Source organism: Actinophytocola sp. (assembly GCF_050699935.1).
Classification (GTDB): Bacteria; Actinomycetota; Actinomycetes; order Mycobacteriales; family Pseudonocardiaceae; genus Actinophytocola.
Genome location: NZ_JBOHGB010000028.1, coordinates 1 through 15,170, shown reverse-complemented (window position 1 = coordinate 15,170; position 15,170 = coordinate 1). Strand labels below are relative to the sequence as shown.

The following is a 15,170-nucleotide window of genomic DNA, read 5'->3' as shown; positions in this document are numbered from 1 at the left end:
AGGACGCCTTGCGGACGTTGAATGTCCGCAAGGCGTCCTTCCTCGCCCTTTACTCGTAGGCGATGGCGGACAGGACGTTCACCCGCGCCGCCCGGGCGGACGGGGCCAGGGCGGCCAGCAGGCCGGCCACGATGGCCAGGCCCAGGAAGATCGCCAGCGACGTCCACGGGAAGGCCAGCTCCGCCAACCCGGCCACCGCCACGACCGCGGCGCCGGCCAGGCCACCGAACAGCAGGCCGAGCAGACCACCGAACACGGCCATCACCAGCGACTCGGCCACCACCATGCGCACCATGTGCGAGCGGCGCATGCCGATGGCCCGCAGCAGGCCCAGCTCACGCGTCCGCTCCAGGATGGACAGTGCCATGGTGTTGATGACGCCCAGCACGCCGATCACGACCGACAGTCCCAAGAGGACGTACAGCATCAGCTCGGCGATGTCCACCTGGCTGGATGCCGCGTCCGCGGCCTGGGTCTGGTCCTGGACCGAGACCTCCGGGTTGTCGGCCACCAGGTCGGTGATCTCGCCCTTCACCGCCGCGACGTCCGCACCCGGCTCGAGCTTCACGTATCCGATCGCCGGCAGCGCCGACACGAACTCCCGCTTCGCGTCGTCCGGCGAGAACACCGGGCCGCGCAGCAGGAAGATCGGCTCGTAGCTGCCCACGATCCGGTACTCCCGCCAGCCGCCGCGCTCGGTCGCGACCCGCACCGAGCCGCCGACACGCAGGCCGCGCTCGGACAGCGTCTCGGTGTCCATCGCCACCTCGCCGGCGCCCAGGTCGGCGAGCGAGCCGGACACCTTCTCCAGGCCGAGCACCCCGGTCAGCTCCTCGAGCGAACCACCGCTCGCCGGGCTCCCGGCCGGCTCACGGTCGCCCGCGCCGGCCACCTGCACGTTGTCGAGGTACTGCGCGGTGGCCGCCGCGACACCGTCGACCCCGCGGGCCTCGCCCAACACCGATTCCTCGAACGTCGGCATGATCCGCCCGTCCGCGTCGGTCGGTGGGCCGCCGCCCGCGCCGCCGCCCGCCCGGCCGGTCACCCCGTCGCCGGCGACCACGAAGTCCGCGGCCAGGTCCGTGCCCACCCGGGTGGTCACGTCGGCCCGCAGCGACTCCGCCACCACGCCGACGCCGCCGACCAGGCCGAGCGTCACCACCAGCGTCGCGACCGTGATGGCCGTCCGCCGCGGGTTGCGGGCCGCGTTGAGCCGGCCGAGCTTGGTCGGCATCGACCGGCCGAGCAGCCGCCCGAGCCCCGGCAGCAGCACCCGGCTCGCCACCGGCGTCAGCAGCGCCAGCCCGAACAGGCCGAGCACGATCCCACCGCCCAGCGCCGCCCACCGGTTGCCGCCGAGGTCGCTGACCAGGCTGGCGACCACCGCGCCGACGCCGACGAGGGCCGCGACGGCGCCCAGCACCGTGATCCGGGTCAGCGACCGCTGTTCGGCCGCGGACGCGCGCATGGCCTCGACCGGCGGCACCCGCGACGCACGACGCGCCGGCACCAGCGCGGCCACCACGGTGACCCCGACGCCGACCACGAACGCCAGCACCATGCCGCTCGTCGGCACGATCAGCGACACCGGCAGCTGCGCGCCGCTGTTCGACTCCATGACCGACTTCAGCAGCATCGAGACCAGCACACCCAGCCCGAGACCGATGCCGGACGCGACCGTGCCCACGAGCACGGCCTCGACCAGGACCGAGCCGGCGATCTGCCGCCGCCGCGCGCCGAGCGCGGACATCAGCGCCAGCTCGCCGGTGCGCTGGGCGATCAGGATCGAGAACGTGTTGAGGATCAGGAAGATGCCGACCAGCAGCGACAGCCCGGAGAAGCCGAGCAGCACGATCTTCACGATGTCCAGGAACGCCATGGCGTCGCCCGCCGTGTCGTTCGCCAGCTCGTCGCCGGTGCGCACCGCGTAGTTCCCGCCGACGGCCTCGGCGACCCGGTCGGCCAGCTCGTTCGGCGACGTGCCGTCCGCGGCGGTGACCGTGACCGAGCTGTACACGTCGGGCTTGCCCAGCATCACCCGCTGCGCCACCGGCTCGGTGAACGCGACCTCGGTGCTGCCGCCCAGCGTGTCCAGGCCGTTGCTGAACCCGTAGATGCCGACGACCTCGAAGGTCTGGCGCGGTTGCAGCGTCAGCACATCGATGGTGCCGCCGACCGTGAACCCACCGAGCGCGGCGAGCCCGCCGTTGATGGCGACCTCGTCGTCGGCCGTGGGCCCGCGGCCCTCCTTCAGCCGGATCATGCCGGTCTCGCCGTGCCAGGCCCGGCCGGTCCGCGGCGGGCCCTGCACGCTGATCGTCTTGCCGTCCGGGCCGATCGGCCGGGCGCCGTCGGCCTGCACCTCGCCGGTCACCTTCGCCGCGCCCGGCACGTCGGCCAGCTCGTCGACCACCGACGCGGGCACCGGTGGGGTGAACGCCTTGCCCTGGTACTCCGCGTCCACGTTCGACCTGCCGGACACCGACACGTCCACATTGGACGATATGGTGCGGAAGACCGAGTCGAACCCGCTGCCGACCGTGGTGGTGGTGATCATGGCGGCCGACACCGACATCACGCCGAGCACGACAGCCAGGCCGGCCAGGGTCAGCCGGAGCTTCCTGGCGAGCAAACCCTTCAGGGTTGCCTTGAGCATCACGACCTCATTTCGGGAGCTTCACGCGCCCAGCGTGTCGAGCGCCTTCATGGTGTCGAGCACCGCCTCGGCGTCCGGGTCGGACAGTTCGTGCACGAGCCGGCCGTCGAGCAGGAACACCACGCGGTCGGCGTACGCCGCGGCGTTGGCGTCGTGCGTGACCATCACGATGGTCTGCGCGAACTCCTCGACCGAGCGGCGCAGGAACCGCAGGATCTCCGTGCTGGACCCCGAGTCGAGGTTGCCGGTCGGCTCGTCGGCGAAGATGACGTCCGGCTTGGGCAGCAGCGCGCGGGCACAGGCCACCCGCTGCTGCTGGCCGCCGGAGAGCTCGCTCGGCCGGTGGGTGAGCCGGTCGGCCAGCCCGACGGCGTCCACGACCCGGCCGAACCACTCCGGGTCGGCCTTGCGGCCGGCGATCGCCAGCGGCAGCGTGATGTTCTCCTCCGCGGACAGCGTCGGCAGCAGGTTGAACTGCTGGAAGATGAAGCCGACCCGGTTGCGGCGCAGGTCCGCGAGGCCGCGGTCGTTCAGCCCGCCCAGCTCGGTCTCGCCGATCCACACCTCGCCGGTGTCCACTGTGTCCAGACCGGCGAGGCAGTGCATCAGCGTGGACTTGCCGGACCCGGACGGCCCCATGATCGCGGTGAACCGGCCGCGGTGGACGTCGACCGAGACCTCGTCGAGCGCGACGACCGCGGCCGGCCCGGTGCCGTAGGCCTTGGTGACACCGACCGCGCGAGCGGCGAGCCCGGTGATCGTGTCCTTGGTCAAGGTGGTCATACGGTGGACTCCTGTACCTCGCGACGGGTCGTTGCGTTGCGCCGCCAGTTGATCCGGCCCCACGGCTTGAGGACCGAGAGCAGCGCGGCGAAGATGCCCAGCCCGGCCATCACGCAGAGCATGCCGAACAGGCTGACGTCCACACTGGACTCCAGCGGCTGGAGCTCGCCGGCCTTGTCCGCGGCGTTGTAGACCGCGAAGCGGAGGTTGAACGCCCCGGCCGCGAACAGCGCCAGGCCGACGATCAGCTTGACGAACACCCACCACCACTTCGCCAGGCCCCACTTGGTGCCGAGGCCGAGCACCACGCCGGTGATCACCAGCAACGCGGTGCCGGGCAGGAAGAACGCGTCCGCCAGCACCTCCATCGCGACGTACAGCGAGTTGACCCGGTCGAGGTCGTCGGTGGTCAGGCTGGCGGCGCTCAACGCGATCGCGGCCAGGATGGTCCCCAGCCAGCCGACCGAGCTGATGATGTGCAGCACCATCCAGACCCGCCGAACTCTGCGTCCCATCGGCGGAATGATGGCGCGAGTCCTGTCGTGGTGCGCGGTGCCGCTCATGCCCGTACGCCCCTTCCCTGGCCCGTGTCACGACCGTCGCTCGCGGTCGTCGGGTCGCCGTACCGTTGCGTCCCCGATGGTGTCAGCTCCCACCGACGAAAACCGGGCGCTCGACCACGGCTCGACCAGATCACGAGTCGGGCGTGCATGACGAGGCTGCCGAACAGGAAGAACATCGGGCCCGCCGGCCAGAAGAACGGCGCGTCCGAGGCGACCCAGCGCAGGATGAGGAAGACCGACAGCACCACCGCGACCGCCGCGTGCACGCGCAGCCGCGTGGGCACGCCCCGGCCACCCGTCCGCTCCGGGCGTGGCCGGTCGTCGTGCGGGGTCGGCAGGTCGGCGACGAGCTCGTCGAGCTCGTGCCGGAACCTGGTGGTGTAGATCCGCTCCAGCCGCTCCTCGACCTCGGCCAGGGTCAGCCGGCCCGCACCGGCGGCGTCGCCGACCAGCGTGGCGACCCGCTCCCGCTCGCTGTCCGAGGCGCGCACCGCCTTGGCGGGCGAGTTGTGATCCCTTGGCTCGTTCATGGCCTCAATCGTGCCGACGCCGCCCGGCCGGGTCGTCGCACGTGGGAGGGCACCTCGGGTACTCCACGGGAAGCGGTCGCCCACCCGTAACTGCTCCCGGTGGAGTACGGCTCGAGCCGCCCTCGGTCCAATGCCGCGCACCGCCCACCTGATCTACTGTTCAGAGCATGGACACCGCGGTCGGGAGCCACCACGGGCCAGGGCTCAACGCCTTGCCCGCCGTGGCCATCGTGGTGCCGGCGGCCATCATCCAGGTCGCCGCCACGTTTCCCGCCGCCCATTTCCAGGGCGCATCGGACAAGATCAACGCCCTGACCATCACGCTGCTGCTGGCCGGCCCGCTGCTGCTGCTGTTGCGCCGCCGGTTCCCCGTCACCACGTTCCTCTCGGTGGTCGGCGTGACCGTGCTGTACCTCCTGCTCGAGTACCCGTACGGGCCGGTGTTCCTGAGCGTGGTGATCGCGCTGTTCAACGCCGTGCTGCACGGCCGGCGCCCCATCGCGTGGCTCTCCGGCCCCGCCGCGGTCGGCACGGTGATGGCACTCATGGACGTGACCGACCACGGATACTCGGTCGGGCTGGGCGAGGTGGCGTTCGCGGTCGCCTGGCTGACCCTGATCATGGTGGTCGCCGAGATCGTCAAGATCCGCAAGGACCGCGCGGCCCAGGAGGCGGAGACCCGCGAGGAGCAAGCGAAGCGCCGGGCCGGCGAGGAGCGGCTGAAGATCGCGCGCGAGGTGCACGACGTGCTGGCCCACCACGTGTCGCTGATCAACGTGCAGTCGGGGGTGGCGCTGCACCTGCTCGACCAGCAGCCCGAGCAGGCCCGCCAGGCGCTCACCGCGATCAAGCAGTCGAGCAAGGAGGTCCTGGTCGAGCTGCGCAGCATCCTCGGGGTGCTGCGCGACGTGGACGGCACCAGCGACGCGCCACGCCACCCGGTGGCGAGCCTGGACCAGCTCGACCCGCTGCTGGAGCGGATGCGCTCGGCCGGCCTGCGGGTGCGGCTGGACATGACCGGCGAGCGGCGTGCGGTGCCGAGCGGGGTGGACGCCGCCGCCCTGCGGATCGTGCAGGAGTCGCTGACCAACACCTACCGCCACGCCGGCTCGACGGACGTCACGGTGCTACTGGAGTACCGGCCCGACGACCTGCGCATCCAGGTCGACGACGACGGTCGCGGCGACGTGTCCGGCGCGAAGCTGGGCAGCGGGAGCGGGCTCGCGGGCATGCGGCAGCGCGCGGAGGCGCTGGGCGGCACGCTGGAGGCCGGGCCGCGGCCGGGCGGCGGGTTCCGGGTCACCGCCACACTGCCGACCGGCCACGTGGAACACTCCGCCGAGCCCCCTGCCGAACACACCGCCCACCACGCCGACAACCACACCCACAATCACACCGACGATCACACCGACGATCACACCGACGATCACACCGATGACGGCGCCGCCCGGACCGGGAACGAGACATCATGATTCGAGTTGTGCTGGCCGACGACCAGGCGCTGGTGCGGGCCGGCTTCCGGGCGCTGCTGGGCGCGCAGGACGACATCGAGGTCGCCGCCGAGGCGGCCGACGGCGAGCAGGCGGTGGCCGCGGCCCGCGAGCACCGGCCGAACGTGATCCTCATGGACATCCGGATGCCGGGCCTCGACGGGCTCGAGGCCACCCGGCGCATCTCGGCCGACCCGGCCCTGGAGGGCGTGCACATCCTCATCCTCACCACGTTCGAGGAGGACGAGTACGTCTTCGAGGCCATCCGCGTGGGGGCGAGCGGGTTCCTGGTCAAGGACACCGAGCCGGTCGAGCTGGTGCGCGCGGTGCGGGTGGTGGCGGCCGGCGACGCGCTGCTGTCCCCGAGCGTGACGCGCCGGCTCATCGGCGAGTTCGCCACCCGGGCCAAGAAGGTCCACCAACCGACCACTTTGGACGTTCTGACCGAGCGGGAGCGCGAGGTCGTGGCGCTGGTCGGCGAGGGCCTGACGAACGACGAGATCGCCGAGCGCCTCGTGGTGAGCCCGGCGACGGCCAAGACCCACGTCAGCCGCGCGATGATCAAGCTCGCCACCCGCGACCGCGCGCAGCTCGTCGTGCTCGCCTACGAGTCGGGTCTCGTGCGCCCCGGCTGGGCCGAGTAGGCCGGGCACGAAACACGGCCGCACTCGCGGATCACTCGAGCGTCACTCGGGATACTCCGCTGCCTTGAGGCATTTGTCGGGCGTCGCTGCCAGAGTGGATCCGACCACAGTCCGTAACACATACCACCGCCGGATCGTGGTGCATGTGTCCAGAAAGGAAATGCGATGACTTCGACGCAAGGTGCCCGCCGGGGAAACCTTGGCGTACTGACGGGGGCGTTGTTCGCTCTCCTGTGGGTCGCCGGCGGGTTCGCGCAGGACCTCACCGCCACCGACTCCAGCATTGCCTACCCCCGGCCCACCGACGGCGCGGCCGACGTGCAGAAGTGGTTCGAGGCCAACGGCTCCGCGGCCGAGGCGAACGCCGCACTGCAAATCCTGGCCGGCATCGCGCTGGTGGTCTTCGCGGCCGTCGTCGCGAACATCATCCGCTCGATCGGCCGATCGGGCGCGGCGGCCAGCGTCGCGGCGCTGGGCGGCACGCTCTCGGCCGCGCTGCTGCTGGTCGGGGCCGCGGGCGGGGCCGGCCTCGGCAGTGACGCCACCGCCAGCCCCGAGGTGGCGCAGGCGCTCTACCAGGTGACCTTCTGGACCGGTGGCCCGCTGCACGTCGCGGCACTCGGCCTGCTCGTGGTCGCCGCGGCCACCGGGCTGGGCGCGGTGCTGCCGAAGTGGCTGAAGATCACCGGCCAGGTCGTCGGCGGCCTGGCGCTGCTCGCGTCGCTGTCCGGCGTCTCGCAGGTCTTCGTGGCCTTCACGCTGTTCGGCCGCTACCTGGGCTTCGTGTGGCTCCTCGTCGTCGGGATCATGTTCGTGGTGAAGCGCTCGGCTCCGGCCGGCGCGCCGGCCGCGGAGGCTCGGGTCTGAGGAGGACGCATCGCGACGAGGGCGGCCGGCTCGGCCGCCCTCGTCGCGCGTTCGGGGGACCATTCCCGGTGCGCCCGAGACTCGCGGCCCATGACGCCGGGATGCACTCGGCACACCCTGATTCGCAGTCCACAAACCCGTTTGGCCGGGCGGCTCGTCCACGTCGACGTGTCATTCGCATTTACCGTCCGCCGACGAAAGGTGACGTTGAATGTCTGCGACCATCAAGGAAAGTCCGACCGGCTCGGGCCAGAAGCTAAGGATGCTCGACGGCTTAACCGGTTTCCGGTTCCCGATCGCACTGTTCATCTTCCTCGTCCACTCCACCCACCTGTTCAACCCGGCGTCGGGTTTCACGACGCCGGTGACGCCGTTCGCGGACCAGGGGTTCGCGACCTGGCTGTCGGAGTTCCTGATCGGCGTCGGCCTGCCGATGCTGTCGTTGTTCTTCATGCTCAGCGGGTTCGTGCTCACCTGGTCGGCGAAGCCGGGCGAGCGGGCCCGGGCCTTCTGGCGCCGCCGCTTCTTCCGGGTCATCCCCAACCACGTGGTCACGTTCGTGCTCGCCTGCGTCCTGATCACCGGCGCCACCACCAACTGGCTGCCGAACCTGCTGCTGGTGCACACCTGGGACCCGAACGAGCCGCCGGGCGGGGCGAACGTCATCGTCTGGTCGCTGTGCGCCGAGCTGCTGTTCTACTCGCTGTTCCCGTTCCTGGTCCCGCTGGTGCGCCGGATCGCCGCCAACCGGCTGTGGCTGTGGGCCGGGGGCATGGTGGCCGGCATGGCCACACTCGCCCTGTCGGTGAAGGTGTTCGTCAACGACCCCGTGCAGCCCGGCATCCTGCCGATCTCGCCGATGGAGATGTGGGCCATCTCGATCTTCCCGCCCGCGCGGCTGTTCGAGTTCGTCCTCGGCATGCTGCTCGCCGAGATCGTGCGGCGGGGCAAGTTCCCGCGGATCCGCGTCCCGGTGCTGCTGCTGACCTGGGCCGCGTCGTGGACCGTCGCGCAGTTCGTGACCGTGCCGTGGACCTACGCGCTGGTCGCGGTCGTGCCGAACGCGCTGACGCTGGGCGCCATCGCCACGGCGGACCTGCGCGGTGTCAAGAGCATCCTCACCAGCCGGTTCATGGTGTGGGGCGGCAACATCTCCTACGCCTTCTTCATGGTGCAGATGGTCGTCGTCTACTGGGGACGCACGCAGGTGCCCGGCCAGTGGGGCTTCTTCCCCGCGCTCGGCGTGTGGTTCGGCTTCCTCGGTGCCACGATCCTCGCGGCCTGGCTGCTGTTCAAGCTCGTCGAGGAGCCGTTGATGAAGAACTTCAGCCGGCCGCGGCGTAAGCGTCCGGCCCCGGTGACGCGGGTCGAGCCGGCGCTCACGAGCGCGGACGGTGTGGCGGCCTGAACCACCGACCCCTTCCCCGGCGGTGTCCCGCGGACCGAGCAGGGCGGTCCGCGGGCACCGCCATCTGCACACCCGGCCCGACCAAGACGAGAGAAGGCGCCATGACACCTCTTGTGTCAACCCCAAGAGCGAAATCAGCCCGAGTCCTTCACAACCGCACCTCAGGGGACCGTGACGCAAACCAGCCACAAGTACGTGACCAACCAGAACCTCCGTCCCCCGACGCAACCAACACATTGGATTCCGGGGAGGCGGAACAGGATTCCGGGGAGGCGGAACTCTCATGACCGAGCCCGCCGAACCCACGATGCTCGACCTGCTGTTCGACCGCGAGGAGTACCGCGCGCTGCGGGAGTCGCGGCCGGTCACCAGGGTCCGCCACTTCAACGGCACCGTCGCCTGGCTGGTCAGCCGTTACGACGACATCAAGGCGGTGCTGGCGGACCCGCGGGTGAGCAACGACCCCCGCCACCAGAGCCGGCTGAACACCACGGCCGCGCCCGGCCTGCCCCCGGAGTACCTGCGCTACCTCGGCCGCGGGGTGTCCATGATGGATCCGCCGAACCACACGAGGGTGCGCCGCCTGGTGTCCACCGTGTTCACCGCGCGCCGGGTGCGGAACCTGCGGCCGCGGATCCAGGAGCTCACCGACGACCTGCTCGACGAGCTGGCCGGCACGGGCGAGCTGGACCTGCTGGCCGAGTTCGCCTACCCGCTGCCGTTCGCCGTGATCAGCGAGCTGCTCGGAGTGCCGGAGGAGTTCCGCGCGCACTGGCGCTCGGCACTCGAGGGCATGATGTGGGGCTCGTGGGAGCAGGTCGCGCCGGGCGCGCAGGCCATGGCGGACTACGCGGAGCGGCTGGTCGCGCTGCGCCGCGACGAGCCCGGCGACGACCTCATCTCCGCGCTGGTGCGCATCCGGGACACCGACGGCGACCGGCTCGACGACGACGAGCTGGTGTCGCTGGTGATCACGATCCTCAACGCCGGCCACGAGACCAGCGCGCAGCTCATCGCGAACGGCACGTTCGCGCTGCTGTCCCACCCGGACCAGCTCGCCGCGCTGCGGGCCGACCCCGCGCTGCTGTCGCCGGCCGTCGAGGAGATGCTGCGGCTGTTCGGCCCGGCCGAGCTCGCCGGGCTGCGGTTCACGAGGGAGCCGGTCGAGGTCGGCGGGGTGACCATCCCGGCCGGTGAGGTCGTCCAGCTCCTGTGGGCCTCGGCGAACCGGGACGAGACCCAGTTCGCCGACGCCGAGCGGCTCGACATCACGCGGAGGAACAACGCGCACCTGGCGTTCGGTCACGGCATCCACTACTGCCTCGGCGCCGCGCTCGGGCGGGTCGAGGCCGACGTCGCGTTCGGCACGCTGCTGCGGCGCTTCCCGCGCCTGTCGCTCGCCGTGCCGGCCGAGCAGGTGCGCTGGAAGCGTGGCTTCCCGCGCGGCATCAACAGATTGGAGGCCCTCCCGGTGACGTTCGGCTCGGACGCCCAACGCGCGGCGTAACCCCGGCGCGGACTGCAAATGCCCGGAAGGACGCCTTCAGGACGCCCAGCGACCGCAAGGACGCCTTCCGGGCATTTGTTTCACCTCAGTTTCCCGACTCGTGGATGACTCGAGACTCAACAGCGTGGGCGAGTAAAACGCGACTATTGTCCGAGTCAAGCTCGACCGAATGTCGAATGAGGTGTCACACCGATGAGCAAACGCGCCATCTTCGGGCTGTTCTTACCGTTGTACGGCAGCCAGTTCCTGGCAATCGGGTTCCTGTTCACCGCGCTGGCGGCCATCACGAGGGAACGGGGTGGCTCGCTCGAGGACATCGGGATCATCTACGGAATCGGCTTCGTCTGGGCGCTGAAGTTCCTGTGGGCGCCGCTGGTGGACAAGTACGGCTCGCGGCGGCGGGGCCACTACCGGTCCTGGCTCGTGGTCACGCAGCCGGCCGCGGCGCTGGGCATCGTGGCGCTGGCGCCGCTCGACGTCGGCGAACACCTCGGGCTGATCGTCGCCCTGCTGGCCGTCGTCGCGGTGCTCTCCGCTACGCAGGACATCGCCACCGACGCGCTCGCGGTACGGATGATGCACGGCCGCAGCCGGGGCGGCATCAACGGCCTGCAGATCGGTGCCAACTTCGTCGGTGACGTGATCGGCGGCGGGTTGGTGCTGGTGGTGTACGACTCCGTCGGCTGGGTGCCGGCCATCCTGACGCTCGCCGTGGTCGTCGCCGTGCCGATCCACTTCATCCGCCGGTTCACCGAGCCGGCCCCGCCGGTGCCCGTCGACCGGGTGCGCCGCGAAACGATGCGCTCGCTGTTCCGCCAGCCCGGCGTGGCCCGCTGGGTGCTCGTGCTGACCCCGCTGCTGGCGATCGCGATGCCCGGCGCGTACGGGATGCTCGTGCCGATGCTGATCGACGCGGGTGTGTCGGTCGGCGCGGTCGGCCTGCTCACCAATGGGCTCGGCGGCGTCATCGGCATCGCCGCGGCGATCGGGGCCGGCCTGTGGATCCACCGGCTCGGCCGGCGGCGCGCGCTGATCTGGTACGGGGTGGGCCAGGCGGTGGCCATCGCGACGATGATCCCGCTCGCGAACGGCGGCGGCATGGTGTGGGCGCTGATCGCGATCGTGCTGCTCAACGTGTTCAACTCGGCGGTCTTCGTGGTCATGTACACGATCAACATGGACAACAGCCGGCCGGCGAGCGCGGGCGCGGACTTCACCGTGCAGACCAGCATCTCGCTGGGCCTGCGGTTCGCCGCCGCCGGTGTGGTCGTCTCGCTCGCGGGCTCGTTTGGCTACGCGACCGCCATGCTGGTCTGCACCGGTGTCGCGGTGGTCGCCCTGGTCGCGGTTCTCGCGCTGTACCGGGAGACCACGCCCGAAGCCGAGGCACCGGCTCCGCAGCCGCGCGAGCTCGTGCTCGAGCCGGCGGCCTGAGAAGTAACGAGGAAGGCTCCGACCCGGCCTTGCCCGAGGCTCGAGCAAGGCCGGGTACAACAGAATTCCAGAGGGTTGTGCCCCGAATTCGAGGGAGTTTTCCATGTCGGAGACGAAGCCGTTCCTGTGCGCGCCACAGGAAGGCAAGGCAATCTGGCACTTCGGCTCGCTGGTCGTGTTCAAGGCGACGGGCGAGGACACCGGCGGGCAGTACTGGCTGGCCGAGCTGTCGTGCCGCCGCGGTTACGGCTCGCCCGTGCACGTGCACACCCGGGAGGACGAGCTCTTCCACATCCTCGAGGGCGAGATGAGCATCGAGGTCGGCGGCGAGCTGTACCACGCGAAGCCGGGGGCCTCGGTGTTCCTTCCGCGCGACGTGCCGCACTCGTACAAGGCCGAGTCGGACTCGGTGAAGGCCCTGGTGCTCGGCACGCCCGCCGGCTACGAGAACTGGTTCGTCGAGACCGGGACCCCGGCCGAACGGCCGGAGATCCCCGCGTTCGACCCGTCCACCTTCCCCGACTTCGGCGCGGTCATGGCCTCGACCGAGAAGTACGGCGGCAAGGTCCTCGGCCCGCCGCGCGACTGACCCGGGGCCGGCCGCGATGACCATCGACGTGCACGGGCATGTCACCCCGCCGGAGTTGCTGAAGAAGTTCCCGATGCCACCGAGCCTCGGTGACATCGACGGCATGGTGGAACGCAAGGCCGCGCTCGGCATCACCACCACCGTGGTGGGCAGCCCGGTCGGCGCGGGCACGATGCTGCCGGTGCCGGGCGTCGACAACTACGCGCAGCCCGCGGACTCCCTCGCGAGGTTCCACGAGTGGGTCGGCGAGACCGTGCGGGAGCGGCCGGGCGTGCTCGTCGGCTACGTCTACGTCAACCCGCTGGAGGGCGCGGCGAGCGTCACGCGGGCCGCGGAGTGGTTGCGGGAGAAGGAGTTCGCGGGCCTGATCGTGAACACCAGCGTGCGCGGCGAGTTCCTCGACGACGAGCGCAGCGACGAGTTCTTCGCCATGGCGCAGGAGGCCGGCGCGCCGGTGCTGCTGCACCCGCCGGCCGTGCCGGTCGGCGCGGCGGCGATGCGCAAGGTCGGCGCGATCGAGCACGTGGTGCGCCCCTGCGACATCACGATGGGCGTGGCGGCGATCCTGATCGCCGGGCGCCTGCGGCGGTACCCGGGGCTCAAGCTCGTCGCGCCGAACGCCGGCGGTGCGCTGGCGCTGCTGCGCGAGAAGCTCGACCTGGCCCAGCGGCGCGACCAGCTCGACGGGCCGCCGCTGTCGGACCAGCTGCGACAGATCCATGTGGACACCGCGACACCGTCGCTGCCGGCGCTGCGCGCGGCCGTCGAGGTGTTCGGGCCGGACCGGATGCTGTTCGGCACCGACTCACCGCCGCTCGCCACCCCGCTGGACACCGCGCTCGCGTCGATCGACGCGCTGGGACTGTCCGAAGAGGACCGGGCGAAGGTGCTGGGCGGCAACGCGATCGAGCTGTTCGGACTCAGTTCGGCCGAGCTGAGGAGGGCGTCATGAATCAGGCCGAGGGCTTCGCAACCGCACCTCAGGGGAACGTGACGCAAGCCAGCCACAAGCACGTGACCAAACAGAACCTTCCGTCCCGCAACGCAACCAACACTTTTCATTCCGGGGAGGCGCAACGAGTGCTGGTCGTCGGCGGGTACGGCGGACTCGGCGCGGTGATCTGCGAGCAGTTCGCCGAGCGGGGCGCGTCCGTGGCGATCGCCGGCCGGTCGCTGGACAAGGCCACCGAGCTCGCGGAGAAGCTGGCCGGCAACGGCGCCACCACGCTGCCGCTCGCGCTCGACGTCACCGACTCGGCCTCGATCGACGCCGCGGTCGCGGCGGTGGTCGACGCGTGGGGCGGGCTCGACGTGCTGGTGAACTCCGCCAGCACGCTCGTCACCGTGCCGGCCGAGCACTTCGACGACGACCAGTGGGAAGGGGTCGTGCGGGCCAACCTGGTCGGCGCGTTCCTGCTGTCGAAGTCGGTGGGCCGGTACCTGCTGGCGCACGGCGGCGGGCGGATCATCCACCTCTCCTCGGTGCGCGGGGACGCCGGCGGCCGGATGGGGTTCTCCGCGTACGGCGCGAGCAAGGCCGGGGTGAACCTGCTGGTCAAGCAGCTGGCCACGGAGTGGGGCGGGCGCGGCGTCACGGTCAACGCGGTCGCCCCGGGGTTCATGCGCACCGACTTCGTCGAGGCCGCCCAGCGGAACGAGCAGTTCGTCGCCAGGCTGCGCCAGCGCATCCCGATCGGCCGGTTCGCCGAGCCGGAGGAGGTGGCGAGCGCGGTGGTCTACCTGGCGACGCCGCTCGCCCGGTTCATCAACGGCCAGGTCGTCTACGTCGACGGCGGCGTGACCGCCAGCCACTAGTACCGCAGCAACGGAGGTAATGATGTCCACCTGGCACGCGCTGTTCTACCCGATCAAGGCGGGCAGCGAGGAGACCGTCAAGGAGCTGTTCCGCGACAGCGGCCGGCCCGACTTCGAGGTCACCGACGCCGATGGCAAGGTCGTGGGCAAGCTGCTGGCCACCATGGCGTTCGTGGGCAAGGAGGCGGCCATCCGGGTGATCCAGGTGGAGGGCCCCCTGCCGCTGGTCGCCGCGCACATGAGCCGCCAGCCCGAGGTCCGCGAGTTCGAGCGGCAGCTCGAGGAGCACCTGGCCGAGCCACGGGACATGGTCACCCCCGAGGGCGCGCGGGCGTTCTTCCAGAAGGCCGGCATGGAGAACGTGCTGAACCGCACCGCGCCCGACACCGCGCCCGACACCGAAGCGGCCGCGTGATGGACATCGGCGTCGGCCTCCCGAGCGTGATCCGCGACGTGGCCGGGGAGACCGTGCTCGAGTGGGCCGCCGAGGCCGACCGGGCCGGGTTCGCCAGCCTCGCCACGCTGGACCGGCTCGTGTACGACAACTACGACAGCCTGACCACGCTCGCCGCCGCGGCCGCGGTGACCGAGCGGGCCCGGCTGGTGACGTCGATCCTCATCTCGCCGCTGTACACCAACACCGCGCTGCTCGCCAAGCAGGCGGCGACGGTCGACCGGCTCTGTCGCGGAAGGCTGGTGCTGGGCGTCGCGGCCGGGTCGCGGCCGGACGACTTCCGGGCGAGCGGCGTGGACATGGCCGGGCGCGGCAAGCGGGTCGAGGTCCAGATGGCCGAGCTGAAGGCGATCTGGTCCGGCGAGCGGCGCGGCTTCGCGGGCGGCATCGGCCCGGCGCTGCCGGCGGCGCCGCCGGTGCTGATGGGCGG

Annotated in this window: 15 protein-coding genes; 11 read left to right on the top strand and 4 right to left on the bottom strand. The window is 71.1% G+C overall.

Features of this window, described 5'->3' with window-relative positions; translation table 11 throughout:
* Positions 1 to 49: 49 nt before the first annotated feature.
* Genes ACRDTB_RS12410 through ACRDTB_RS12395 form a run of 4 tightly spaced genes read right to left on the bottom strand, consistent with a single transcriptional unit; the run spans position 50 to position 4,532 of the window.
* Positions 50 to 2,656: an FtsX-like permease family protein gene (locus ACRDTB_RS12410; protein ID WP_431430272.1), complete on the bottom strand. Its 2,607-nt coding sequence runs from the start codon at positions 2,654 to 2,656 to the stop codon at positions 50 to 52.
* A 21-nt stretch (positions 2,657 to 2,677) separates the two neighbouring features.
* Positions 2,678 to 3,439: an ABC transporter ATP-binding protein gene (locus ACRDTB_RS12405; protein ID WP_431430271.1), complete on the bottom strand. Its 762-nt coding sequence runs from the start codon at positions 3,437 to 3,439 to the stop codon at positions 2,678 to 2,680.
* Positions 3,436 to 3,954, bottom strand: coding sequence for a hypothetical protein (locus ACRDTB_RS12400; protein ID WP_431430270.1), 519 nt, complete (start codon positions 3,952 to 3,954; stop codon positions 3,436 to 3,438). Before ACRDTB_RS12400 ends, ACRDTB_RS12405 begins: the two co-directional genes overlap by 4 nt.
* Positions 3,955 to 3,998: 44 nt before the next feature.
* On the bottom strand, positions 3,999 to 4,532 hold the full coding sequence (locus tag ACRDTB_RS12395; protein ID WP_431430269.1) for a DUF1707 SHOCT-like domain-containing protein: 534 nt from the start codon (positions 4,530 to 4,532) through the stop codon (positions 3,999 to 4,001).
* 167 nt (positions 4,533 to 4,699) lie between these two features.
* Between ACRDTB_RS12395 and ACRDTB_RS12390 the strand changes: the two genes are divergently transcribed.
* From ACRDTB_RS12390 to ACRDTB_RS12340, 11 genes are all read left to right on the top strand, one after another.
* Complete coding sequence (locus ACRDTB_RS12390) at positions 4,700 to 6,004, top strand: sensor histidine kinase (RefSeq protein ID WP_431430268.1); 1,305 nt, start codon at positions 4,700 to 4,702, stop codon at positions 6,002 to 6,004.
* A complete protein-coding gene (locus ACRDTB_RS12385; RefSeq protein ID WP_431430267.1) occupies positions 6,001 to 6,666 on the top strand; it encodes a response regulator in 666 nt (221 codons plus the stop codon). Before ACRDTB_RS12390 ends, ACRDTB_RS12385 begins: the two co-directional genes overlap by 4 nt.
* A gap of 165 nt (positions 6,667 to 6,831) precedes the next feature.
* The gene (locus tag ACRDTB_RS12380) at positions 6,832 to 7,533 is read left to right on the top strand and encodes a hypothetical protein (RefSeq protein ID WP_431430266.1); all 702 of its coding nucleotides are present in this window, start codon (positions 6,832 to 6,834) and stop codon (positions 7,531 to 7,533) included.
* 211 nt (positions 7,534 to 7,744) lie between these two features.
* Positions 7,745 to 8,941: an acyltransferase family protein gene (locus ACRDTB_RS12375; RefSeq protein ID WP_431430265.1), complete on the top strand. Its 1,197-nt coding sequence runs from the start codon at positions 7,745 to 7,747 to the stop codon at positions 8,939 to 8,941.
* 283 nt (positions 8,942 to 9,224) lie between these two features.
* Positions 9,225 to 10,448, top strand: coding sequence for a cytochrome P450 family protein (locus tag ACRDTB_RS12370; protein WP_431430264.1), 1,224 nt, complete (start codon positions 9,225 to 9,227; stop codon positions 10,446 to 10,448).
* Positions 10,449 to 10,640: 192 nt separating this feature from the next.
* A complete protein-coding gene (locus ACRDTB_RS12365) occupies positions 10,641 to 11,882 on the top strand; it encodes an MFS transporter (protein WP_431430263.1) in 1,242 nt (413 codons plus the stop codon).
* 103 nt (positions 11,883 to 11,985) lie between these two features.
* Positions 11,986 to 12,471 carry a cupin domain-containing protein gene (locus ACRDTB_RS12360; RefSeq protein ID WP_431430262.1) on the top strand — a complete coding sequence of 162 codons (486 nt, stop codon included), beginning with the start codon at positions 11,986 to 11,988 and terminating at the stop codon, positions 12,469 to 12,471.
* A gap of 16 nt (positions 12,472 to 12,487) precedes the next feature.
* A complete protein-coding gene (locus ACRDTB_RS12355) occupies positions 12,488 to 13,423 on the top strand; it encodes an amidohydrolase family protein (RefSeq protein ID WP_431430261.1) in 936 nt (311 codons plus the stop codon).
* Complete coding sequence (locus tag ACRDTB_RS12350) at positions 13,420 to 14,286, top strand: SDR family NAD(P)-dependent oxidoreductase (RefSeq protein WP_431430260.1); 867 nt, start codon at positions 13,420 to 13,422, stop codon at positions 14,284 to 14,286. Before ACRDTB_RS12355 ends, ACRDTB_RS12350 begins: the two co-directional genes overlap by 4 nt.
* Before the next feature lie 22 nt (positions 14,287 to 14,308).
* A complete protein-coding gene (locus tag ACRDTB_RS12345; protein WP_431430259.1) occupies positions 14,309 to 14,701 on the top strand; it encodes a SchA/CurD-like domain-containing protein in 393 nt (130 codons plus the stop codon).
* Positions 14,701 to 15,170 (top strand): LLM class flavin-dependent oxidoreductase (locus ACRDTB_RS12340; protein WP_431430258.1); only part of this gene is annotated, 470 nt, incomplete at its 3' end. The genes ACRDTB_RS12345 and ACRDTB_RS12340, both read left to right, overlap by 1 nt.